Origin of the sequence: Streptomyces tirandamycinicus (assembly GCF_003097515.1) — a bacterium.
Lineage (GTDB): Bacteria > Actinomycetota > Actinomycetes > Streptomycetales > Streptomycetaceae > Streptomyces > Streptomyces tirandamycinicus.
The window spans coordinates 7,124,898-7,147,558 of sequence record NZ_CP029188.1 but is presented as its reverse complement, the minus strand read 5'-3'; the positions used below and the strand labels follow the sequence as shown (position 1 = coordinate 7,147,558).

At 69.4% G+C, this 22,661-nt stretch carries 27 protein-coding genes; 16 read left to right on the top strand and 11 right to left on the bottom strand.

Annotation, left to right across the window (positions count from 1 at the left end; translation table 11 throughout):
* Window positions 1-10 precede the first annotated feature (10 nt).
* From DDW44_RS30930 to DDW44_RS30885, 10 genes are all read right to left on the bottom strand, one after another.
* On the bottom strand, window positions 11-595 hold the full coding sequence (locus tag DDW44_RS30930; RefSeq protein WP_146207078.1) for a hypothetical protein: 585 nt from the start codon (window positions 593-595) through the stop codon (window positions 11-13).
* 34 nt (window positions 596-629) lie between these two features.
* Window positions 630-2,588, bottom strand: coding sequence for an FtsK/SpoIIIE domain-containing protein (locus tag DDW44_RS30925; RefSeq protein WP_146207077.1), 1,959 nt, complete (start codon window positions 2,586-2,588; stop codon window positions 630-632).
* Window positions 2,589-2,788: 200 nt separating this feature from the next.
* Window positions 2,789-3,382, bottom strand: coding sequence for a hypothetical protein (locus DDW44_RS30920; RefSeq protein ID WP_108908596.1), 594 nt, complete (start codon window positions 3,380-3,382; stop codon window positions 2,789-2,791).
* Window positions 3,379-3,639 (bottom strand): hypothetical protein, encoded by a 261-nt coding sequence (locus DDW44_RS30915; protein WP_146207076.1) that lies wholly within the window; start codon window positions 3,637-3,639, stop codon window positions 3,379-3,381. The genes DDW44_RS30920 and DDW44_RS30915 overlap by 4 nt, the downstream gene beginning before the upstream one ends.
* A 170-nt stretch (window positions 3,640-3,809) precedes the next feature.
* Complete coding sequence (locus DDW44_RS30910; RefSeq protein ID WP_108908594.1) at window positions 3,810-4,034, bottom strand: hypothetical protein; 225 nt, start codon at window positions 4,032-4,034, stop codon at window positions 3,810-3,812.
* Complete coding sequence (locus tag DDW44_RS30905; RefSeq protein ID WP_108908593.1) at window positions 4,031-4,585, bottom strand: RusA family crossover junction endodeoxyribonuclease; 555 nt, start codon at window positions 4,583-4,585, stop codon at window positions 4,031-4,033. The genes DDW44_RS30910 and DDW44_RS30905 overlap by 4 nt, the downstream gene beginning before the upstream one ends.
* Window position 4,586: 1 nt before the next feature.
* Entirely contained in the window at window positions 4,587-4,859 is a 273-nt protein-coding gene (locus tag DDW44_RS30900; protein ID WP_108908592.1) for a hypothetical protein, read from the bottom strand.
* Window positions 4,860-4,932: 73 nt separating this feature from the next.
* The gene (locus tag DDW44_RS30895; protein WP_108908591.1) at window positions 4,933-5,127 is read right to left on the bottom strand and encodes a hypothetical protein; all 195 of its coding nucleotides are present in this window, start codon (window positions 5,125-5,127) and stop codon (window positions 4,933-4,935) included.
* Window position 5,128: 1 nt separating this feature from the next.
* On the bottom strand, window positions 5,129-5,734 hold the full coding sequence (locus DDW44_RS30890; RefSeq protein WP_108908590.1) for a DUF262 domain-containing protein: 606 nt from the start codon (window positions 5,732-5,734) through the stop codon (window positions 5,129-5,131).
* The gene (locus DDW44_RS30885) at window positions 5,731-6,183 is read right to left on the bottom strand and encodes a hypothetical protein (RefSeq protein ID WP_108908589.1); all 453 of its coding nucleotides are present in this window, start codon (window positions 6,181-6,183) and stop codon (window positions 5,731-5,733) included. The genes DDW44_RS30890 and DDW44_RS30885 overlap by 4 nt, the downstream gene beginning before the upstream one ends.
* 214 nt (window positions 6,184-6,397) lie before the next feature.
* Between DDW44_RS30885 and DDW44_RS30880 the strand changes: the two genes are divergently transcribed.
* The 5 genes from DDW44_RS30880 to DDW44_RS30860 all read left to right on the top strand — a co-directional run bounded on the left by DDW44_RS30880 (window position 6,398) and on the right by DDW44_RS30860 (window position 10,074).
* Window positions 6,398-6,931, top strand: a complete 534-nt coding sequence (locus tag DDW44_RS30880; RefSeq protein ID WP_108908588.1) for an RNA polymerase sigma factor — start codon at window positions 6,398-6,400, stop codon at window positions 6,929-6,931.
* Window positions 6,928-7,878 carry a hypothetical protein gene (locus DDW44_RS30875; protein ID WP_108908587.1) on the top strand — a complete coding sequence of 317 codons (951 nt, stop codon included), beginning with the start codon at window positions 6,928-6,930 and terminating at the stop codon, window positions 7,876-7,878. The genes DDW44_RS30880 and DDW44_RS30875 overlap by 4 nt, the downstream gene beginning before the upstream one ends.
* Before the next feature lie 281 nt (window positions 7,879-8,159).
* Window positions 8,160-8,453, top strand: coding sequence for a hypothetical protein (locus tag DDW44_RS30870; protein ID WP_146207074.1), 294 nt, complete (start codon window positions 8,160-8,162; stop codon window positions 8,451-8,453).
* Window positions 8,450-8,869: a hypothetical protein gene (locus tag DDW44_RS30865; RefSeq protein ID WP_108908585.1), complete on the top strand. Its 420-nt coding sequence runs from the start codon at window positions 8,450-8,452 to the stop codon at window positions 8,867-8,869. The genes DDW44_RS30870 and DDW44_RS30865 overlap by 4 nt, the downstream gene beginning before the upstream one ends.
* Window positions 8,870-8,904: 35 nt before the next feature.
* Window positions 8,905-10,074, top strand: a complete 1,170-nt coding sequence (locus DDW44_RS30860; RefSeq protein WP_167455558.1) for a tyrosine-type recombinase/integrase — start codon at window positions 8,905-8,907, stop codon at window positions 10,072-10,074.
* 121 nt (window positions 10,075-10,195) lie between these two features.
* On the opposite strand, the gene DDW44_RS30855 is transcribed toward DDW44_RS30860, so the two are convergent.
* Window positions 10,196-11,542 carry an NsdA family TPR-like regulatory protein gene (locus tag DDW44_RS30855; RefSeq protein WP_108908583.1) on the bottom strand — a complete coding sequence of 449 codons (1,347 nt, stop codon included), beginning with the start codon at window positions 11,540-11,542 and terminating at the stop codon, window positions 10,196-10,198.
* A gap of 143 nt (window positions 11,543-11,685) precedes the next feature.
* Here DDW44_RS30855 and DDW44_RS30850 point away from each other — a divergent pair, with 143 nt between their 5' ends.
* The 11 genes from DDW44_RS30850 (at window position 11,686) to DDW44_RS30805 (ending at window position 22,626) form a co-directional block, all read left to right on the top strand.
* Complete coding sequence (locus DDW44_RS30850; RefSeq protein ID WP_208648030.1) at window positions 11,686-12,129, top strand: DUF6415 family natural product biosynthesis protein; 444 nt, start codon at window positions 11,686-11,688, stop codon at window positions 12,127-12,129.
* A gap of 10 nt (window positions 12,130-12,139) precedes the next feature.
* Entirely contained in the window at window positions 12,140-13,369 is a 1,230-nt protein-coding gene (gene fxlM, locus DDW44_RS30845; RefSeq protein ID WP_244224167.1) for a methyltransferase, FxLD system, read from the top strand.
* Between the two features lie 65 nt (window positions 13,370-13,434).
* Window positions 13,435-13,629, top strand: a complete 195-nt coding sequence (locus DDW44_RS30840; RefSeq protein ID WP_108908581.1) for an FxLD family lanthipeptide — start codon at window positions 13,435-13,437, stop codon at window positions 13,627-13,629.
* 70 nt (window positions 13,630-13,699) lie between these two features.
* On the top strand, window positions 13,700-16,720 hold the full coding sequence (locus DDW44_RS30835; protein ID WP_244224166.1) for a lantibiotic dehydratase: 3,021 nt from the start codon (window positions 13,700-13,702) through the stop codon (window positions 16,718-16,720).
* A complete protein-coding gene (locus tag DDW44_RS30830; RefSeq protein WP_108908579.1) occupies window positions 16,717-17,865 on the top strand; it encodes a lanthionine synthetase C family protein in 1,149 nt (382 codons plus the stop codon). Before DDW44_RS30835 ends, DDW44_RS30830 begins: the two co-directional genes overlap by 4 nt.
* Before the next feature lie 13 nt (window positions 17,866-17,878).
* Entirely contained in the window at window positions 17,879-18,835 is a 957-nt protein-coding gene (locus DDW44_RS30825) for a thiopeptide-type bacteriocin biosynthesis protein (protein WP_108908578.1), read from the top strand.
* A gap of 115 nt (window positions 18,836-18,950) precedes the next feature.
* Window positions 18,951-19,397: a hypothetical protein gene (locus tag DDW44_RS30820; protein WP_244224165.1), complete on the top strand. Its 447-nt coding sequence runs from the start codon at window positions 18,951-18,953 to the stop codon at window positions 19,395-19,397.
* A gap of 9 nt (window positions 19,398-19,406) precedes the next feature.
* On the top strand, window positions 19,407-19,562 hold the full coding sequence (locus tag DDW44_RS32295; RefSeq protein ID WP_167455557.1) for a hypothetical protein: 156 nt from the start codon (window positions 19,407-19,409) through the stop codon (window positions 19,560-19,562).
* Window positions 19,563-19,602: 40 nt separating this feature from the next.
* Window positions 19,603-19,962: a hypothetical protein gene (locus DDW44_RS30815; RefSeq protein WP_108908576.1), complete on the top strand. Its 360-nt coding sequence runs from the start codon at window positions 19,603-19,605 to the stop codon at window positions 19,960-19,962.
* Between the two features lies 1 nt (window position 19,963).
* Entirely contained in the window at window positions 19,964-22,384 is a 2,421-nt protein-coding gene (locus DDW44_RS30810) for a phage portal protein (protein ID WP_108908575.1), read from the top strand.
* Entirely contained in the window at window positions 22,381-22,626 is a 246-nt protein-coding gene (locus tag DDW44_RS30805) for a hypothetical protein (RefSeq protein ID WP_244224164.1), read from the top strand. Before DDW44_RS30810 ends, DDW44_RS30805 begins: the two co-directional genes overlap by 4 nt.
* The last annotated feature ends 35 nt before the right edge of the window (window positions 22,627-22,661 follow it).

Here is a 22,661-nt window from a genome sequence, read left to right as displayed (position 1 = left end):
GATCCTGCCATCAACGACGCCCAGAGGTTCCCCGCTCTACATAGATGACCTGCAGATCCCAGGATTCGACGCACTCGTACGCTCTTGCATGCCCGCAGGCAGAGCACCAGAAAGCCACGTACCGGCCCAGCGGCTCCCGGCCCCGCCCGGTCGCCATCTTCCCCGGGCCCGGGTCCCCACAGTGCTCACACTCGGAGGAGTAGTGCGACAGCCGCAGTTGCGGCTCCCAGTCGCACCAGACCAGCGGCCGGCCGCGATGCTCGCGCGGCAGCGATGGCACCCGCCGCTCGGCAGGCTCGACGGGCTCGGCGCCGGGCAGCTCCAGGGCCTCGGCCTCCACCGGTGCCGGGTCACCGCGCCACACCCTCACGCAGGCCCGGCACGCCTTCGGCCCGTTCCACTCACCGCCGTACCGGCGGACCGCCGGCGCCCCCGCCGGGTCGGGGCTGCACAGCAGCGGCACGGTGAACACCGGGAGCCGCGGCGCGGCATCCCCCGGCGGCAGCAGATGCAGCACCCCGGCAGGCGTACGCACCACGGCGGCCGCGGGGATGGCGCCTCCCGCGGCCGCCGGTGCAGCCGTCTCTACGCTCACGGCACGGATAGTGTCATGGGCCACTGACGGCCCCTCATCCACTGACCGTGGCCGACTCGGAGTCCTCCACGGCCTCCGGCGCCTCCTCGACCGCGTGCCGCGGCACCGTCCGGTAGGCCATCGCCCGGCCCTTCTTCCCCGCTTCCTCGACCCAGCCCTTGCGACGCCACTGCCCCAGCGGCCCGTTCACCGAGGAACGAGCGGCGAACTGGGGGAGGTCGAGCGCCACCAGGTCGTCCACGGTGATGCCCTGCGGGCCCGCCTTCTCGACGGCCTGCCACAGCGCGAGATGACGCTCGTCGGCGATCTCCGTTCCGTCGGGGAACACCGGCACCGCGCGCAGCACGGGACGGCCGCCCCCGGGACCGCCGGACGGCGGCGGGGGAGGCATCGGCGGAGGCGAGTCGTCGTCGGGGTCCGGCGACGGCTCCGGATGCTCCCTGGCCTCGCTCTCGCCCTCCTCCCGGGCGTAGCGATGGCTCGTCGCCGCGACGTCCTCGTCAGTCATCCAGAACCCCCGGGCCTCGACCGGGACCTGGTGCTCGCGGTCCCAGCGCAGGAACTTGCCCGGCGCGTCCAGCTCGTCCAGGCACCAGCCATCCCCGTACGCCCCCGGCCCGAAGATCAGGTTCGACGTCGTGGACTCCTTCGCGCCCAGCCCGATACGCACCTGGTACTGCTGGCGCCCGTCGGTTGACCCGCCGAACACCCGGTTCGACGGCGACTGAGTGGCGCACACCAGAGTGATGCCCACGAACCGCGCCACCTGGAGCAGCGACTCGATCAGCTTCGCGGCCTGCGGCACCCGGCGTACGAGCTCGGCCAGCTCGTCAATGAACACGAACCAGGCCGGACCGTGCTTGCCCGGCACCCACTTCTTCTCGCCGAGCTCGGCCAAGAGCGCACCGCGGCGCTCGACCTCCGCCCACACCAGCTTCAGCAGCTGCATCGCGCGACTCGGCGAATCGGCCAGCGCGAGGGCGCAGTCCCGCCACGGGCCGAACTCCACCGCCCCCGGCTTCATGTCGATGAGCAGCACCTCGGCGTCGTCGCAGGCGACCGCGTACGCGATGAGGACGCTCTGCACACCGCTCTTGCCGTTGTCCGTCGAGCCACCGATCAGCACGTGGTTGTACAGCAGCGGGATCAGGACCGGGTTGCCGAAGGCGTCCATGCCCAGCACGGCCGGCTCCGTGCACGTCCGCGTGGACGGGCCCGGCCACGGGATCGACGTTGCCAGCGGGTCCGACTCGTACAGGGAGACGACCAGCTCGTTGTCCTTCTCTCCCCGGGCCAGACGCAGCTTGCCGGGCAGCCCGAGGTTCGCGGCGAGCTGGTCCTTGCGTGCGATGACCTTCTGCGGGGCGGTGTTGCGGCCAGGCGGCAGCACGATGACCGCCCGCCACCCGAAGGGCGTGTAGTCCAGCGATGTCACGTCCACCGCGGGCACAGACAGCATCGCGACCAGGGCGCGCAGCAGCGCGGTCTCCTCCGCGGTCGCGCCGGTCAGCCCGGGGGCGAGCGTGTTGGTACCCAGGCCCTCGGCGGTGACGCCGGACTTCGCCGCCTTCACCTGGAGGGAGAGCTGCTGCTGACGCGACTTCACCAGCCACGGCACGTACATGGCGTACGCGCCGCCGGTGGCCAGCGCACTCGCGATCAGGGACGGCACGGACGGGCCGAGGCCGGCACCGATCCACGCGTCGGCCAGCACCACCATGCCGCTCGCCCCGGCCGCCGCCACGCCCCTGTGCTTGTGCTTGAGCCCCCCCGCGGCGAGGCCCGCGGCCGCGGCCGTCGCCACCCCGTACACGATGTGCTCACCGAGGCTGACGCCGTCCAGGTGGTGAAGCCACGACAGGCCCGTCAGACCGGTCGACGCGGCGCCGGGAGCCAGTTCGTAGCGGCGGCGCGCACACCAGCGGCACAGCGAACCCAGCGCGCCCGCGGTCCCCAGCGCGGCGCGCGCCAATATCGAGTCATGCGAAGGCACAGCAGTCTCCCCGGGAAGTGACGTGACGTGGAATGCGGCGAAAACCCCAGGTCGGGGGTTCGTCACGTCACATCAGGACGGGGTGCCGAAGCCGGAAAAGATCACGGTGGCGCAAGGCATGGATGCCCTCCTGGTCGTAATCGGAGCGTTGAACCGGGGCGCTTGCTCGTGCGCCACAGTCGGACCGGGCCGATACCCGGCTATGCAGTTATGGGAGAAGCGTACCGGCGATGATCGGCAGACGCCCCAGTCCAGTTGGCGGGGTAGGGGATCTCACGCTCGCCGTCCATGATGAACGTGCGGATGCCGGCCGTGTCCTCGCCCAGAGCGCTCCGCTTCAGGCGCTCCACCACGTCCCGCATGATCGCGTGCCTCTGCTCGGGAGTGGAACCGGTCCACTCGGCCGCGCCCACCTCCACGGTGGAGAACAGGGTGCGGTTGCCCAGAGTCCGGGCGAACAGCCGCAGCCGGCTCACCGACGGGTACACCGTCAGCAGGTCGTCCGTGAGCGGGTACTCGCACGTGCCCGTCCAGATGGTCAGGCGGACCGGGCTACAGCGTCTCCGGGCGTCCGCGCACGGTCCCGGGACATCGCCATACGCCCCGGCACAGGACTCGCACAGCGCGCCATCGTTGAAGAGCCTGACCTTCGCCCGCCGGACAGCGTGCCGCAGGCTGACCGGCCGCATCCTCCCCCAGGAGACACCCAGCACCGGGATCATCGAGACGGCTTCGAGCTCACCGGCACGCACACGTGCCCACACGAACAGGGGCTCAGGCGCGTCGAACGTCACGGCCGCAGCTCCAGGACCAGAGTGGTGGCCTTGTCCCAGCACAACCCGCAGGGATGCCCCGCCGAGCCACAGATGATGTCCGCGATACGCGGGACCAGGACCGTGTTCAGGTCCGATCCCTTGACCAGACGTACGACAGCGTCGGCCTTCCGCAGGCACGAGGTGCACGACGTCGTCTTGCCCTCACGCCGGCCGCATATCGTCAAGGACGCCTCGCGCAGCAACTCGGCGCGCTCGACGGTAGTGGCAGTGCTCACGGTGTCCCTCCCGAGCACGGCCCCCTGCTTGCCATGCCGACGTGCGCCGATCTCAGGGGGCTCGTGCACCGGATAGACGGAGTGACCCGCGGATTCGTTACACCGCGGCGTACGGGGCCGGCAGAGGTACCGCCGGCTCCCAATCGCTCACCACGTCGGCGGCCATGCGGTCACTCTTCACCCCACGCGGCCTCGATGACGGCAGGGTCCGGCTGGAGCCGCGCGGCGGCCTCCTCGAAACCCTCCGCGCGGAGCTGCGCCGCGAACTCCATTGCGTACAGCGCGGTGAACGCCTTCGCGTACGTCGGGATCAGGCTGTCGCGTACGCCTGACTCCTCCAGCAGGTCACTCACTCGCTTCTCAGCGGTCACCGCGGCGGCCGTCGATTCCCTCACTGCTCTTCCCCTCTCCCCTGGTCGATGATGACCAGCGACATCCTGATCTGCGCGCCGTGCTGGCGCTGACCGGCCCGGGGGTCAACGCCCGTCACCACGGAGGCGTTGTCGTCCTCGAACACTCCCGCGTCCTGGAGGCCGTCCACAGCGGCCTTTGCTGACAGGGCCCAGTTTGACGGGTCGAAGACCCTCGTGCGGGCCTTGGGGTGCACCACGTACACCACCCGGGCCAGCGTCAGCCGAGGCACTTTCAGCGAGCGGGCGAGCACCGCGGTGGCCTCCCGTATCGACGCGGCGACGCGGCGCTCCTTCCCCCAGTGCCAGCGGCGCACCTCGTTGGCGTTGATCAGCTCCATGTCGGGCAGGTCGAGCATCCAGTGCCGAGCGTCGCCGATCTCCTCAGCGGGCTCCCACTCGACGTACGCCGAGGAGCCCCCCGCGGCCGCCGTGCGGGCCTTCGCCGGCTGCTTCTGCGGGGTCCGCTGAGCATCGAGCCGGGCACGGAGGCCGGGGTAGCGCGCGGCCTCCTTCGCGCTGAGCCGGAACACCACGTCACGCCTCCTCGTCGGGGCGGTCACCCTGGCTCGCCTCGGAGGCTTCTGTCTCGTGGACCTTCCGCTGTACCTCCCCCATGTGCTGGTCAAAGCCCTCCATGTGGGCGTGGAGGTCGTACGGGCGGGGGTCCATCCAGTCCCCCGCCGCGCAGCCGGCGGCGAACAGGGCCGCCGTGATGAGCACGCCGGTCGTCGTGCCGACGGGCTCCAGCAACAGTTGGTGCTCGCGGCGCGGCCCGTCCATCAAGGGGTCTTCGGTGTAGTGCTGCATGTGGGGTTGTCCTTTTTCGGAGCGTTGAAGTCCGGGCGCTCGCTCGTGCGCCCGGGGCGTCATGGAAGTGCTGCTACTCAGGTCCCTCAAGGGACTGCTGTGCCAGGTTTGGCCTGGAGGTCTGCGGCGGGTATTTGCCCTGCTCGTCCGAGAGCTCGGGGTGGAGCAGGGTGTCCGGCCGGCACGTCGCCCCCCGCTGATCGCTCGTGTGCGCGTGCCAGTCGACCTCGCAGCGCCACGGGGTCCTGCTCTCCTTCAGGTCCGCCATCTCAGCCTCCTGCGGCGACACGCCGGGCGTTGTCGAGGTCGGCACTGGTCTGCGCGGTGCCCGAGGTGTTGATCAGCAGATAGGTCCGGGCTTCGTCCGCCATGCCGGTGCACGTCCTGTCCTCAGACACCTGGAAGGACGCCAGGTGCAAGTCGAACTTGAGCTGACCTGGCTTGGTCAGGCCGGTGAAGCGGACGTACGGGCCGTCCGCGGTCTCCTCCGTCGTCTCGAGAAACTCGCCATCGAACCAGGAGGCAGGGACTGCGAACTCGCCATCGAACCAGGCCATGGCCGTGGTGATGCGCTGCTGCCCATCCGCGCAGCCCCACATGGCCACGTCCACGTCGTCGTACAGGGGACGCTGGCCGTCCTCGGTCTTCCACTTGCCGTTGGCCCGGTCGACCAGGACGATCGGCCCGGTTGGTACGCCGTACAGCCACGACTCGATGAGGTTCATCCGCTGCTCGTCGTTCCATACGCTGCCGCGCTGGTACGGCGGGTGCAGATCCAAGTTGCCTCGCCTCACGTCGTCCACGATGGCGGAGGCCCGCCGGAACATCGGGTTGAAGTTCGTGTGCTCGATCGGCGCCTGCGTCTGGCGGGTCATTCGCCGCGGCTCCTCTCCTTGTACCGCTTCATGGCTTCGCGGAAGACGGGTAGGAGTCCGTCGCCGAGGTAGTAGCCGCCGGTCTTCGACCAACCCGACTTGTCCGGCGTGGTGGGGGTAAACGGCGGGGTGATGTCGGCGGACCAATGGCCCCGCTCAGCACCGCGCTTGATGGCCTTCGTGATGGTCTGCGAGGGCCCACGGAGGGCGTTGTCCCCCCACTTCTCCCGGAAGGCGGGTCCGTCGACCCATCCTTCTCCCTCGATCGCTGCGTCGAACAGGAGCAAGGTGCGGGGGTTGGTGTCGCGGAGCAGCTTCTCGGCCCGCTCGACGGTCCACCCGTCGTCGGTCGAGACAGAGGCCTGCGGGCCGATGCGGGCCATCAGATCCGTCACGGCGGCCACGAGTTCCGGCGGTGCCGGGTCCTCGCACTCAATGGTGATCTTCATGTCGTGTCCTGTCTCTGATTAATAACCCTGGATTGAGCCTGGATTCACAGGGTGGCACAGGGCGGTCGTGCACGTCCAGCCCGACGCCGGTGTAACAACTCGCCCCCGACGTACGTCTCTTCAGGTGAGCAGGTTCCGCAGGGGCCGCTCCTGCACGTCCCCGAAGGTCGGCGTGCAGCCGGGACCGAGCAACAGATGACGGAGTCGGGGAGCCGTGAGCCATGAAGCGCCGCGCGCACAGGACGAGTGGGCCTCCTTCGAGGAGTTCTTCGGTGCGACGTACAGCAGATTCTTGCGCCGGGCGATGCGCAGATTCCGGCTGTCACAGCAAGATGCAGAAGATGTCCTACAGCAGGCCTACACAGAGACCTCAATGAAGGAATGGGCTGACATAGAGAGCCCCGAAGGCTATTTCTGGGACAAAGCTTTGAAACGGTTCCTCGATTTCAACAGGAAGAGAGCGAGTCGGCGGGAATCTCTGTGCGATCCGGCCGAGAGGTTCGGTGAGTGGCCCGCGTCAGCGACCTCCAGTCCGGACAACTGTGTCGCCCTAGCGCACCTCCGGGACCAGATCCGCAGCCTCCCGGAGAACGACCAACGGCTCTTGATGATGAAGGCGGCAGGCTACGAGAAGCGGCAACAGGCCGAGGAGTTCGGTATCACCGAGGGCAACCGGCGAGTTCGGCTCGCCCGGGCAAGGGCCAAGCTCAGCAAGCTGAGGGACAGCGACGTAGAGGGGCAGAAGTGAGGTTCATCGTCGAGGAGTGGGGTGGCCCCACCATGCAGCGAGGCGTCAGTAGTCTCGAACCCGGTCGAGTCGAGACCGCCGCCGGTTCCGGCAAGGCCAACTCGTACCTGTCCATCCTGTGGGATCTGATGCAACACTCTCCGGATGACGACACAGTGGATATGCCTGTGTTCTCGCGAGAGGAACTTGACGATCGGCTGAAGAAGGTTCTCGACACGCCGGTCGAACCGCTTCCCGAGGATATCGAGAACCTCAGCGACAGCGGTCGATTCCTCCACGACCCCGAACGGGAAACGCCGCCTGCCGAGACGGACCCAGCGTCGGTGTCTTCCGCCTACAGTTACACACTGCTTGAGGTGAAAGGCGCGAGAAGGGTTCTCGATGACTTCTTCCTGGACGTGCGCGATGACGCGTACCACTCGTACCTGCCGGTCAAGCCGAACGAACTGATTCTCGAAGCGCTCTCCGCATTCAAGCAGCGATGGAGTGACGCGGGAGGCGAATACGCGGCGTGGAAATGGAACCATGACCTGCTTCCTTGGCTCGCCAATCACCCGCGCACGGTGCAGAGCGAACTGGAGAAGAAGGTCGCGGGCAAGCTCAGGCGGGAGGGACCGCGTGAAAAGCAGTACCTTCTCGCCCTGCTCGTGCTGCCTGACCTCGGCACGGCAGCGCCGGCCACCGTACCCACGGCCTGGCTCGACTGCTCCGAGGCGACAGTGCACAGGGCGCCAGAGCGAGACGTGGCCCTAGGCCAGTGGTCGGTTGTAGTGCATGTCGCCACGGACGCCTGTTTCCGCGACAGCCAAGCCGACGGTCTACGAGCTGCCGTTATGCAGCTACCCGACAACCTGTCCCCCACGCAAGAGCACAGAGAGGACATCAAGCATCTCTGGGAAACTAAATGGAGATCAGGGGTCCTCAAAATACTAGGCGAAGAGGAATAAGTATCGACTCTCCAGCCAGGTAAAAGAAGCGAACCGTGTCAGGGTGGCGCGGCTCTTCGGCATGTCTGCGAGGCAGTGCGGTGGGCTCCGCGGCGCCGAAGAGGCGCGGAGCTCTCAGGGCTTCTCGCAGAACTGACCCGGGTTCAACCCGGGTTCTACACGCTGGCGTGGCGCGCTCCTCTCCCCCGCTCGGATCAATTAGGGTGCCCTTACCGGCTATTCTCCCTGGAATAGCCGCCACCTGGCAGGGTGTGACCGGCGAGCATCGAGCAAGGAGAGGTATGAGCGAAACCGAAGAGAACATGCGTTTGATCCGCTTTGTCAGTGATCGCCTCCAGGCGATGGGCCCGGAGTACGGCAAAGCGGAGAACCTCGCGACGGGGGTGATGGATCTCCTCGGCGCCTACGACGAGATCCTGCCGAACCTGAAAGCCGCCGGACCCGACTACGCCTCGGGTGTCGCCGACGGCCTCGGGCAGGCCCTGCGCTACATCGCCGCCGCCTGGCACCACCACCCCGACTACAAAGCCGCGTTCGCGGTGCAGACGCCGGCCAAGACGGAGTCCTGGACGTGACCAAGGGATACCGCCCGCAGGAGTCCCGGCCCACGCCACCGGTCAGCACGGCCGCGGACACCGACGTCTTCACCGAGCTGCGAGACCAGATCACCGCCCTGCACTCCTTCGTGAAGGACCGGGCCAGTGAGCAGGTCACCACGCCGCTCTTCTGGCAGTCCATCGGCTACGCACTCGGTCACGGCGAGGCGTGTATCGAGCACCGCGACGTCGTCGGCGCCGTGCGCAGGCTGGAGTGGTTCCGCACCGAGGCCGAGCGTTGGGAGGACCACCCCAACTACCCCGCCCGAAAAGCACTCAACGCCCTCGGCAAGTGCCCCACCTGTGGCCCCATCCCCCTTGAGCAGCACCCCCAGCGCCCCGTCCTGCGCTGCTCCAACTGCAAGGAGTTCGCCACCCTCCAGGTCGGGTCATGACGGCGGACGGGGCTCGCGTAGCGGCCGATCTGGAAGTGTACGAAGCCGAGGTGGTGGACGACGGCGCCGGCCCGGCAGTCGAGCCTGTGCGCTACCTGGTCAACCAACACACCATGCTGGGGCCCGGGGAGATGCCGCCGCGCGCCGACGCCCGGCCGGCCTGGACCGATGACGACTTCCGGATCTCCGCCGAGGACAAGGCCGAGTTGGACGAGCCGGACCTGGCCGAGAACACCATCATCAACCGGGACTCGACCGTTCGGGCCTTCGAGGAGTGGTGCGCCGAGCAGAAACCGCCGCGACTGGCATGGCCGTGCACCACGGCGACGTACACCTCCTACGGCCTGCACCTGATCCGGCGGGGCAAGTCCGGCGAGTTCGTGCCCGACACCGTCGGCCAGTACATGAGCCGGATCTGGAACTGGCAGCCCGAGGATTGGCGGCCCGACCCCTCCCGAGTGCGCGGGAAGCTGCGATTGTGGCGCAAGGACTGGAAGGCCGCCGGCGGGGAGGTTCAGCGCTCTGCCGCGCTGACCATCCCCTACCTGATGCGCTGCCTTCAGCAGTGCGACGAGACCACGAGCATCGGCATCCGTGACGCCTTCATGCTGGCCCTGGCGTACGGCAACCTCCACCGCCGCATCGAGCTGGCCGATCTGCTGGTGCAGAACGTGAGGATCACAGCAAGCGGGCTCATCGTCACCACCGCCACCTCCAAGACGGACAAGCAGTCCAAGGGCGCCACGGAGTTCATCCAGGACCGGGAAGACCTCCGGCTGGTCTCCCGCGCCCGGGCCTGGCTCTCGGTGCTGAGAGAGCTCGGGGCCGACGGCCCCACCCAGCCCCTCTTCCGAGCCCTCACCGTCAAGGGCAACCTGGCCAACCGAACCCTCGCGACCAAGCGCGGCGACCGCATGAAGGGCGGGGCACTCAACGAGCGCATCCAGCACCTCGCGGACCTCGCGGGCATCCCCTACATCGCCAACAAGAAGGTCACCGCGCACTCCCTGCGAGCCGGCGCCAATACCGACATGGTCGCGGCGGGCGTACCGCTGCGGGAACGCAACCGCCGAGGCCGCTGGTCGGCGGAGTCGCACACCGCGGACACTGTGTACGACAGGCCGGAGACCGAGGGCCAGGAGGACCCGCTCAACCAAGTGCCCCTGGGGGGCTTCCCCCGAAGCGAGGGCACGGCAGCGGAGTAGGCCGCCGGACGGACCCAAGGTGTGAATTCCGCACCGTTCGGGCGCCGCTCAGGGGCCACTGGCCGTATCGTGAAGGTGCCCCCGGGGTCTGCCGACAGCTTCCCCGGGGGCGCCCTTGTGTTCACGCCTTCAGCGCCGCCACTTCCCGCACGCGGCCGGCCAGCTCGCGAACCGGTCGGGCCTTGGCGTGCCGCGACAGTTCCTTGCGCATCGTCGTGAAATGGCCGTCCCCTCGCACGGATGACACGTGCTCGTACTCGTCCAGGAAGCGGCTCCACGAGTCACACGACGCATCGAGATGCCCGTGCCGCAGTTGCCGCTGGGCCAGCACCGCGTACGCGTGCACCCGGCCCTGCCGCTCCTGAGCTGGCTGGAACCGGATGGACTGCTGCATGGCCTTGATGCTGCCGGGCAGGTCGCCCTCCTCCATGAGCACGTGGCTGACGTGGAAGAGGTAGGCGGTCCTGTCGTATCCGCCGATCGCGTCGCGCCGGTTGTCGGCCCGCGACAGAGCCTCCTCGGCCTCGCGCAGACGCGCGTGGGCCTGCTGGCGGTCGCCGACCATTGAGGCCGCGTGAGCCTGCTGCCCGCGCAGGAACGCCACCAGCCGTGGGCCGGCCGACGGTGCGGCTTCGGCCGCGGAGTCGGCGAGCTCCAGCGACATCCGTCCGTGCCCAAGGTTCGACGCCTGCAGCGACATGCCGCGCAGCGTGCGGCAGTACGTGACGTGGTCGCTCGCCTCGTCGGCGAGCTTGAGGGCCTTGACGTAGTACGTCTGCCCCAGGCCGTGGGCCTTCTCGTACATGGCCATCCAGCCCGTCAGGTACGTGAGGTCCGACGCGGCGGCGAGCATGTCGCGCTTCACCTGCGCGGAGGCCTGGGCCCGCAGCCACGGGCCGACGGTGTTGACGAGGAACGCGGCAGCCATGGGGCGCGCGTGGCCCGCGCCGAACTCGTCAAGGATGTCCGCGATCCGCTCCGTCATGGAGCGCACCGAGGCGACTTGGGAGGCGCCGATCCGCGTGGTTGCCTTCCCCGGTGTGACGGGTTCGTCCGCACGGGCGACCCCCTCGAACAGGGGAACGCTGAGCGCTGCCGAGAACAGGGTGGCGGCCAACAGGCCGCGACGAGATGGGTCCATGTCCGCCCTTCCGAGGTCTATCAACTCCTCGACAGTGTCGGGCCGGGCAGACCCGTCCCCGGACACTGCGGGCTGTAAGCCGGCTTCGGCGTGGGTGACCGGGCGACCGAGGCGCGCTGACAGCGCTTCGACAATCAGCGGTCTGACCTCGGGCTTTGGCGGTGTTCCCGCAATCCAGTGGGCTACGGCCGTGCGGTCGTACGTCAGGTGCAAACCGGCCTGCGGTCCGAGCCGGTTCACTTGCTGAGCGAGCTGTGTGCGGGTCCATCGTGCCTGGTCAAGCAGCCCTGCTAGGGCGGGATTGGGCGTGCGTTTCCTCGTGGCCATGACCTCAACTCCCGACAGCTTCCATGGCGTTCACGGTGTTCACGGTTCCACCTCCTTCCCACGGTACCCGCGGAGAGTGATTGAGCGGTTACCTCTTCGCGAGACAACGAACGATCTCAGCCTTGGAGGAGAGGGTGGCCACCATGACCGGCACAGACGCTGAGAGGGGTTCCGCGGAGCTCGCGGCATCCACCCCTGAGATGTGGCCGGTGGACGTGGTGGAGATGCGCAACGCCACCGCCCAGGCGCTGGCCCCAGACGCCGAGGCGCCCGCCGGTGAGGGCTTGGAGACGCTCACCGGCCTGTTCGAGGGGAACATTCGGCTGCTGATACCCGAGGTGGAGAAGGCCGCGGGCCGCTTGCCCACGGCGGCGATCCCCAGGGCCTGCGCCCTCGCCTGCTGCGGAGAGGCCCAGTCGCGGCTCGGCCCGCGAGGTATCTCCTCCGACCCCGTCGCTCAGGTCCGGCGCCTTGCCCGGTCGGTCGACGCGCTGCTCGACCACCTCGAAGCCCTGCGCCTGCCACTGCACAACCAGCCCACTACCCCTCGGCGCGCGGGCGCCGAGAAGGAGACAGCACGTGGATAACGTCCCCGACATGACGACCGACAGCACTCAGAACTCCCCTTCCAGCGAGCAGCAGTTGCGCGAGGAGATGGTCCGGCAGCTCATCGAGACCGGAGCTGCCCGCAGCACGCGCGTCGTGGCTGCCTTCCGCAAGGTCCCCCGGCACCTGGCCGCGCCGGGTGTGGAGATGGCCAAGAGCTACGACGCCGAAGCTCCGCTGATCACCAAGACCGACCAGACCGGCGTGGACATCAGCTCGGTCTCCGCCCCGCGCATCCAGGCCATGCAGATCGAGCAGGCCGACATCCAGCCGGGGATGAACGTCCTGGAGATCGGTTCCGGCGGAGTGAACGCCGCCTACCTCGCCGAGCTGGTCGGTGACCACGGTCGCGTCGTCACGGTGGACATCGACCACGACGTCACCCAGCGTGCCAAGGACTTCCTCAAGACAACCGGATACCGGAACGTCACCGTACTCACCGCCGACGGCGGCAGCGGAGCGGTCGACTTCCAGCCCTTCGACCGCATCATCGTCACCGTACAGGCAGCCGACATCCCGTCGCCCTGGGTGCACCAGCTCAACACCGGAGGTCGACTCGTCGTCCCCCTGCGCATGCGCGGCATGACCCGCACCATCGCCTTCGTCCGCGATGACCACCGGCTGATCAGCGATGGCTTCGAGCTGTGCGGCTTCGTCCCCATGCAGGGCTCGGGCGAGAACCGCATGCACGTCGCCGTCATCCACGACGCCGAGGGGGAGGAGATCGGCCTGCGCCTTGACGGCCACCCCGAGCCAGACACCAAGGCGCTCGCCGAGGCGCTGACCATGCCCCGCCAGGAAGCGTGGTCCGGGGTGACGCTCGCCGGTGACGAGTCCAACGAGCACCTGGACCTGTGGCTGACGACCGCGCTGGACAACCTGCCCCTCATGGCGGCCAAGCCCGCAGCCCGGCAGCGTGGCCTGGTCGCCTCCGCCTCCCCGCTCGGAATCCCCACGCTGGTGGACGGAGACAGCTTCGCCTACCGCACCGTGCGGCGCACCGAGGACCCGGACCGGTTCGAGCTGGGGGCCCTCGGCCACGGGCCCTGCGGCCTGGACGTCGCCGGGCAGCTGGTCGCAGAGATGCAGACATGGGACAGCAAGCACCGCGGCGACCGCGCGCACATCGCGGTCTACCCGGCCGGCACGCCGGACGACCTGCTTCCCGCGGGCCGGATCATCGACCGGCCCCACTCGCGGGTCACGATCTCCTGGCCATGACGCCGCCAGCGTCGCGACCAGGTCGGCAGAGCACACACAACTCTCCCCTGTAGGAGGCGTACGAGATGGCACCGCAGAACGCAAGCACCACCCTCAAGGCCGCCACGGACTTCACGGTCGACGGCGGATCGGACTTCGACCTCACGATCGAGACCGTCCAGTCCACCCCGATCGTCGGCGCGCTGCTGAACGACACCGGCGACGGCTGCGGCTCGACCTGCCAGTCCGCCTGCTCCAACAGCACCTGCATCGGCGGCTGACGTGACAGGTGCGGGGCCGGGCCCGGATGACCCGGCCCCGCACCACCGTGACCACGAAGGAGGCACAGCCATGTACCAAGCAGTTGACGCGGGCATGATCAGGGCGTCTGTGTTCCCGCTGGCGGCACCGCTGCCTCCCTGGCCCACCCTGCTCGGCGACGACGCCGACACTGACCGCCTGCGGGAATGGATCACCCAGGTCTGGACCGACGGCAACAGGGCCGCCGCGATCGAGTTCGCCGCCCCCGCCCTCGCTGACTCCGTCCGCCATGCAGATACCAGCCGCCGTAGCCCCCGCGCCATCAGACGCACGGCCGCATCCCTGGCCCGCTACCTGCTCAGGATGCAGTACCGCGCCACCCCGTTCGGACTGTTCGCCGGACCCGCCCCCGTGCGCTTCGGTCCCACCCCGAGAGTCCAGTGGGGCTCCACGCATCGCGCCTTCGCCCGAGCCGACGCCGTGTGGCTGAACGATGTCGTCGCGATCCTCGAACGCGACCTGAACGTACTTCGAGACCTTCCCGTCGTAGCCGACGCCACCTGCACCGTGCGAGGCAGCCGGGTGACCGTTCAGCACCAGCCGGGCGCCGACGGCCCCACTGACACGACGCTGCGCCGTACGCCGGCGGTCGAAGCCGTGCTGAGCCTGGCCCGCACCCCCATCACCGTCGGGGACCTCGCGGCCAAGCTGTCCAGCGACTACGCCGACACCCCGCCCGCCGTGATCGAGGCGATGCTGCGCGACCTAGTCAGCCATCGGGTCCTCCTGAGCAGCCTCCACGCGCCCATGACGTGCGACGACCCGCTCAGGCACCTGATCGACCAGCTCGAGATGGTCGAAGCCGCCGCCGATATCACCTCGAAGCTGAGGCAGATCCGCACGCTCCTCGCCTCCCACGACTCCGCCCCCGTTAGCGACCAACGGCCACTGCGCGCGAAGGCCACCGCGAGGATGAACACCGTCACCGGCGTCACGGACCGCAGCCTGATGGTCAACGTCCGACCGGACTGCGACATCGTGCTGCCGGAGGCCGTCGTCCGCGAGGCTACGCACGCCCTGGAAGCGATGGCCCGCATCACGCCGTTCCCGAACGGCACCCCGGCCTGGCAGGACTACCGGGCGCGCTTCTTGGAGCGCTACAGCATGGGCGCCGTCGTCCCTCTGCGTGAGCTCACCGACCCGGAGACGGGCCTCGGCTTCCCCGTCAGCTACCGCGGCACCGTCCTCAAGCGGCCGGTGCTGGCCACGACCCAGCGAGACGAGCACCTGCTCGCCATCGCCCAGAGCGCCGCCATGAACCACCAGCACAGCGTCATCCTCACCGAAGAGGACATCGAGGCCCTGTCCGTCGGCGCGGCCATTCAGGTCCCCGCCCACGTCGAGCTGTGCTTCAGCGTGCTCGCCCACTCGGAGCGGGACCTGGAGAGTGGACGCTTCTCGCTCAGTGCCACAGCTCTCTCCCAGGCCGCTGGCACAACGGCCGGCCGCTTCCTGACCATGCTGGAGCGACCCGACCGGGACCGCATGGTCACCGCGTACGCCGACCTGCCGACACTCACCGCCGGCGCCGCCCGCGCCCAGGTCTCCAGCCCACCGCTACGTCTTCGGACGCGCAACGTCGGCCGGGCGCCGGCCGTCGTCCCGACCGTGCTGTCCGTGGCCGAGCACTACCCCGATGCCACACTCGACCTGGACTACCTCGGGGTCATCGCCGACCACCAACGGCTGTACTTAGCGTCGCTGACCACCAGTCAGCTCATCGAGCCGTCGGTCATGAACGCGGTGGAGCTGAGCAGCGCCACCCACCCCCTGGTCCGCTTCGTCTGCGAGCTGCACCGCGCACACACCGCCGTCCTGCTCCCCTTCGCCTGGGGAGCAGCAGAACGGCTTCCGTTCCTCCCTGAAGTCCGCTTCGGCCGTACCATCCTGTCCGCGGCCTGCTGGCGGCTCCGGGCGCGCGACCTGAGCCACGGCGACTGGGTCTTTCGCTTCACCGACTGGCGCGCCCGATACGGCGTGCCGCGCACCGTCTACGTGGGCAGCGACGACCAGCGCTTGCGCCTGGACCTCGACATCCCGGCGCATCAGCAGCTCCTTCGCGCCGAACTGAACCGCACCGGAACCGCGGTCCTGCACGAAGCGCCCGAGGAGACCGCGTTCGGCTGGCTGGGCCGCGCCCACGAACTCACGGTCCCCTTTGCCTCCGATCAGCCACCTGCCCCAGCGCCCGCCCGCAACCTGGTGGCGACGGTGGACCGGGCGATCGGCCGACTGCCGGGCGCATCCCCCTGGGCGTACGTGAAGCTGTACGCACACGCCAACCGCATCCCCGAAGTGCTGACCATCCACCTGCCCCGCTTGCTGATCGACTGGGGAACCCAAGGGCCCGACTCCTGGTTCGTCCGCTACGCCGACCCCGACAGCCACGTACGGCTGCGCCTTCGCCTTCCCGCCCCGGGCACTTTCGGGGACGCTGCCCAGCGCGTTGCCGCATGGGCAGACGAGCTGCGCGGCGAGGGCCTGATCCAACGGGTGCAGTGGGACACCGACACCCCGGAGATCGGACGCTACGGCACCGGCCAAGCCCTGGAGGCCGCGGAGCGGTTCTTCGCAGCCGACTCCGCTGCCGCCCTCGCCCAGCTGGTCCTGCCGCTCCGCGACAGCGACCGCCCCGCCGTCACCGCGGCCAGCATCGTGGACATAGCCACTATCCTCCTCGCCTCCCCGGCGGCAGGCTGGGCATGGCTGACGGAGAACCTTCAAAGGAACACGGGCGCCGCTGCACCGCGCGACGTACGGGCCCTGGCCGTAAGCCTCACCGATCCAGACCCCGCCCGGACAGCTCTCCGGGAACTCCCCCGGGGACGAGATGTCGCCACAGTGTGGAGCCTGCGGCGAGCAGCCCTCACCGAGTACCGCCAGGCACTGGAAGCGTCCGGCACCGATCCGGCCATCGTGCTCCCGTCCCTGCTGCACATGCACCACAACCGCGTAGCCGGCGTCGATGCCGACGCCGAAGCCACCTGCCTCCGCCTCGCCCGCACCGCCGCCCTGTCCTGGACCGTCCGCACCGAAGGAGCCAAGCGGTGACCACCGCCCCGCCCATCACCGACACCACCGTCGCCCTCCGGCAGTCTCTCGCCCGCGGCCCCCTCGGTACCGCCCTCCTCGACATCGAACGCGCTCACCGCGGTCTCGCCTCCTGGCAGGACGTGCACCGGCAACTCGCCAAAGTCCACCCACTGATCGACGGCGATGAGGCCAGCCTCTTCCTGGGCGCCCCCGCGATGACGTACGTCCTGCACCTAGCCGCAGGCGACAGCGGTCGGTACGCAGGAGCCCTGCACACTCTGGACGGCCTCATGGCCGCACACACCCGCCGGCGCCTGGCCGCCGCCCACGCCCGCATCGATCAGGGCCGCTATGCCGCCTTCTCCGAGTACGACCTGTTCCGGGGACTCACCGGCCTCGGCGCCCTCCTCCTACGCCGACAGCCCGAGAGTGACGAGACTCGGCTGGTGCTGGAGTACCTGGTCCGGCTCACCGAACCAGTCACCGGCCCCACCGGTGAGCAGCGGCCCGGCTGGTGGGTCAGCCACTCTCCCGTTTCCAACCCGGCCGCCACCCCGGGCGGTCACGCCAACGCCGGCATAGCGCACGGCATCACCGGCCCACTCGCCCTGCTCGCCCTGGCCAAGCGGCGCGGCGTCACCGTGAACGGCCACGACGCTGCCATGGTGCGGATCTGCCGCTGGCTCGACGGCCTACGACAGAGCGACCACCACGGCACGCGCTGGTCCCGCTGGATCAGCGAGGCGGGCCCGGCACCCGCGGTGCCGGACACGCCGTCCTGGTGCTACGGCACTCCCGGGCTGGCCCGCGCCCAACAACTGGCCGGCATCGCCCTCGGCGACGAGGATCGCAAGCGGATGGCCGAACGCGCACTACTCCACTGCCTGGCCAACGAGCAGCAGCTCGATCTGCTCGCCAACCGCGGCCTTTGCCACGGCGTCGGCGGACTGCTGCGCACCGTGCAGCGCGTCGCCGAGGACGCCGAGAACTCCAACAGGCTCACGAGCTGGCTGCTCCACGCGCCTCAGCGCTTCCTCCTGGCCGAGGCCCCGCAGGACCCCGGCTTCATCGAGGGCGCGGCCGGTGCCGCTCTCGCCTTCCAGGGCGTCGAACCGGACGCGGAGTCCGTCACCGACTGGGACGCCTGCCTTCTGCTGATCTGAGGGGACGGACCAGGTGCAGCCGTACAACACCACCCCCGCCGAGGACGCCGTCCTCTCTGTCCTCGGCGGGGTTCCGATTGCGGAGGCCGCCAAGCGGGCGGGCACCTCCCCCGGCCGGCTGGCGGCCGCTGTCGAGCTCTACCGCGCCGCAGGCCGGGCCGCCCTCGAAGCACGGCCCGGCGGCTGGCACCAGGTGTACATCCAGTTCGCTGACTACCCGCCTGCCGCCAGCGTCTTACAGGCCTACCTCCTGCCGGTCCTGCGCGACGCGTCTGTCGAGCGGTGGTGGTTCCTGCGCAAGCACCCCTGCTGGCGCCTGCGTATCCATCACCGGCCGGACGTCCCGGAAAAGAGAGCAGTCACCCATGTCGCGGAAGCGCTCGACAGCGCTGTCTCCCGAGGGGGCGTGAAGGAGTGGACGCCGTCGCTGTACGAGCCGGAGATCGTGGCGTTCGGTGGACCAGACGGCATGGCCATCTCCCACGCTCTCTTCCACACCGACAGCGTGGGGGTCCTCGACTATCTCCGCCAAGCCGCAGACAGGACCGAGGGCCTTCTCGACGGCAAGGCAACGTCGCTTCTTCTCGCTGCCCTGTTCCTGCGCGCCGCCGGGCTGGAATGGGGCGAGCAGGGAGATGTCTGGGGACAGGTGGAAGCTCGCCGGCCACTGCCGGATGACGTGCCCACCGACAGGGTCAGCGCTATGGCGGAGCAGCTTCAGCGGTTGCTCCTGCTCGATGCCGGCCCCGTCCTCGCCGCCGGCCCGCTCGCGCCGCTGAGGAGCTGGGCGACGGGAATGGAAGACGGCGGCCGCGCCCTCGCCGCCGCCGCGCGAGAGGGCCGCCTCGGGCTCGGCCTCCGCGGCATCCTGGCTCGGCACATCCTCTTTCACTGGAACCGGATGGGCTTCACCACGCGGCAGCAAGCAATCTGGTCGCGCGCCGCACGGGAAGCGGCACTGGGCCGCTGACCGGACACCGGGCACGGAGGGTGTAACGCATGCCGATGTCACTCCGTCCATAGAGGCGGCCAGGCATTGACGCTCGGCCACGATCCGCTGTATCGCCGCCGGGAGGACCCACACTGTGCCAACCCCTGTAGTCAGTGACCAACTCGCGTTCACCCCCTTCGCTGACCTCTTCGCCGAGCCACGGGAGAGCTCCCCGCCCACTCCCGTCAACGAGGAGCCGGAACAGTCACTCGCGCACGTGTGGATCGTGGCCGCAGAGATCAAGGTCGAAGACCGCGTCGCCAAGCTCGCCGACTTCCGGGGCTCCTTCACCACTGTGGGCGGCACCCGTGTGGACGCCCTGGAGGTGTACTGCCGCAACTGCCGCCGACCGTACGAGGACGTCGCTGACATCGACTGCGAGGCCCAGATCGACAACCGGCACCTGATCGGCGGCGACCAGACGCAGCGCGCGAAGAGGAAGATCCCCGAGATGCCGTCGAACGCCAAGCTGATCCCCGGCGGCAAGATCGAGCGGCGCGGCATCAACGCGTACGTCGCCGGCGTCTCCCGGCCGCGGTAGGGGCGCCCCATGCCCATCTTCCTCCTCGGCCTGCTGCTCGGCGGCCTCTCCGGCAGCGGCACCCACTACCTCACCGGAGACCCTCAGCTCAGCTCGATCGTCGCCATCGTGGCGACGGTAGCCACATGGCTCGGCCTCGCCACCCTGATCGTCTGCGACGACTGAGCCCGAGACGCAACCAACGCGGGTCCTTACGGTCCGCCGCGTGAAACCTCCAACGCAGACCCCGCCCCCCGGCCACCGAGCGCCCCGGCGTCGCATCGCCCGCGACCTGATCGGCCTTCTCCTGGTCAGTGCCGGTACGGTCGGCCTGCTCGGGGCCCTGTACGCCGCCGAACCACTCGTCACGCTGTTCCTGGTCGGCCTGGCCCTCACCGTCGGCGGCGGCACCGTCCTCTCCATCGCCCCGCCCCTTCCGCCCGCCCTCCGGATCATCGCCGGGTATTGCGCCCTGACATTCGGCCTATGGATCTTCGTCGGCCTCGCCCTGCACCTGACGCCCTGGTCCCTCCTGTTCGCACTCGTGCTCGCGGTCGGCGTCTTCCTGAGCAGCGAGGGGGCGTGACATGGCCAAGCGCCGATGGCTCCCCGCGCTCCGCACGCTGATCACGTCCGGGCGCCACGACACCGAAGCGAAGACGATCACCTGGAGTGGCGGATACACCTCCACCACCTACGCGGGCACCGCGAACATCTGGTCCACCGAAGGCCGCGCGGACGGCTGGGACGTCGGCCGCGTCGTCACCGAGGGGTACGAACGCGTCGTCTGGGTCTACAAGGCCATCGACACCATCGGCAAGCACGCCGCACGCCTGCCCCTGCAGATCGGTGTCGGACTGACCGAAGACGGAGAGTTCGAAGAGGTCATCGAGGACCATCCCCTCCTCCGCGTCCTCAACGGCAAGGCCAACCCGGTTGAGACCGGCTCCCAGTTCCGCAAGCGCCTTTCCGCGCAGATCCTGCTCTCCAAGCGCGGTGCGTTCGTTGAGGTCACGCGCTCGAATCGCGGCACCATCACCCGGCTCGACCTACTGCCGCCGGACCGGGTTATCCCCGTCCCCGACCCGCGCGGCGAGTACATCGCGCACTACGAGTTCACCACCCTCTTCGGGGAGGTGAGAGAGCTCGACCCCGAGCGTGTCCGGTGGATTCGCGATCCGCACCCGACCGATCCCTTCTCCGGTGTCACCCCACTGGAGGCCGCGGGGATCAGCGTGGAGCTGGACCACCTGTCCCGCCTGTACAACACCGCCTTCATCAAGAACGACGCGAGGCCAGGCGGCATCGTCGCCGTCGACACCTCCACCCTCAGCCCCGCCGAGATGGACCGACTGGAGGCCCGGTTCCTGCCCGGCTCCGAGTACGCCGGGCACGTCTCAGTCGTGGGCGCAGGCCCGGGCGGCATGAACTATGTGGACCTGGCCGCCAAGCCGCGCGAGATGGCGTACGAGCATGCCGCGCAGAACGCGAAGATCGAGATTCTCGCCGCGTTCGGCGTGCCCGAGAGCGTCCTCGGCAACGCCAGCGGCCGCACCTTCGACAACGCCGAGCAGGAAGAGTTCAACTTCTGGAACCACACAGAGTTGGACCACCTCGCCACGATCGCCAGCGCATTCGCCGGCGACCTCGGCAACCCGCAAGCGAAGATCCGCTTCGACACCTCCGCCGTCGAGGTACTGGAATTGCCGCGCCGCCGGCGCCGCGCCGAGGCCCGTGAGGAGTGGGACGCCGGGCTGATCAGCATTGACGAGTACCGGCGCCGCGCAGGCCTGCCCGCGTACGACAACCCGCACAGCCGCGCCCTGTGGATCTCCCCACAGAAGGCACCCGTTCCCGCCCGGCCGGAAGACGCCGCAGCCCTCGGCATCGCCGCACCCGACGGCGCCGCCGGGCAGCTCCCGCCGGGACAGCCCGGAGCCGACCCCAACGCTCCGATTCCACCGGCGGACGGCACTGCTACCGGTGATGCTGCGGCGGCCGTCGCTCAGGCCCGCGCCGACGCCGACCAGCCGACTGGGCCAGGCGCCGCCCAATCGGTCGTCGCGCAGGCCCGCGCCGACGCGGCTCCCGCACAACCGGGTGCAGCCTCAGCTGCCGTCGAAGCTGCACACCAGAGCGAGCAGCGGATACCGGGCGAGGCCGCGGCCGCCGTCAGCGAAGCCCGCGGCCTTCAGGTCAAGGCCCTGACCGGCGACAGTGCCACATCCTCATTCGAGGTCACCGACGACGACTTCGACCAGGCGCAGCAGGCTGCGGCCGCAGTCCTCGCCCCCCTGTTCGACCGGCAGCAAGGCGTCATCATCGCGCGCCTGCGGTCGCCGAAGGCCCGCAAGGGCACGCGGTACTGGAAGGACGACGGGCCCACCGACACCCGCGGCGGCGACGCGCCGCTGGACATCGAGCGCATCGTGGGCACGGACCGATGGCTGGACGAGCTCGCCGGCGACCTCGCCCACGTCCTCGCCGGCATCGCCCACACGACCGCGCAGCACACCGCGGCAGCCCTCGGCGCCCCCGAGCCGCCCGCGCACACCCCGCTCACGGCCGCCATCCTGGACGCGGTGTACGCAGGCGAGGACGCGGCCCGCCGGTTCCTCGACAGCCTCATGACCCTGCTTGAGCAGGGCCAGAGCGTGACCAGCGACATCAACGACCTGGTGGCGCTCGTCCGGACCGCGTTCACCGACATGGGACGCCACACCGCCGCGGCCATCGCGGAGACCACCGCCGTCGCCACCGTCAACGGCGCCGCCAACGTCACCGCCGCGGCGATCGGGCCGGACATCATCCGCACCTGGGTCACGCGCCGAGACGACCGTGTACGGGCCTCCCACGCCGCAGTGGACGGCACCACCCTGCCCGTCACTCAGCCGTACGACGTCGACGGATACCCCATGCGCTACCCGGGCGACCAGCTCGCCCCGCTCCACCTGACCATCAACTGCCGATGCCGACTGCGCTACCGCACCGCTGAGGAGACCCCGTGAGACGCGCCGCCAGATTCCTCCGCACCCACATCAGCCCAATCCTCTGGACTGCGTGGGTCGCGTTCTTCGTCGTCTACGAGACGATCGCACTGCTCAACAGAAAGGACGGCGACACCCTGAGCGAGAACACCCGCGGGCTGTTCCGCATCCGCCGCTCGAAAGCCGGCCGGGCCATATTCACGGTCGCTGTGGCGGGTGGTGCCGTGTGGTTCCTTCTGCACATCTTGACCGAGTCGATGTAGCACGCCCGGCCTGCGGACTTGAGGGCGCGACGTTA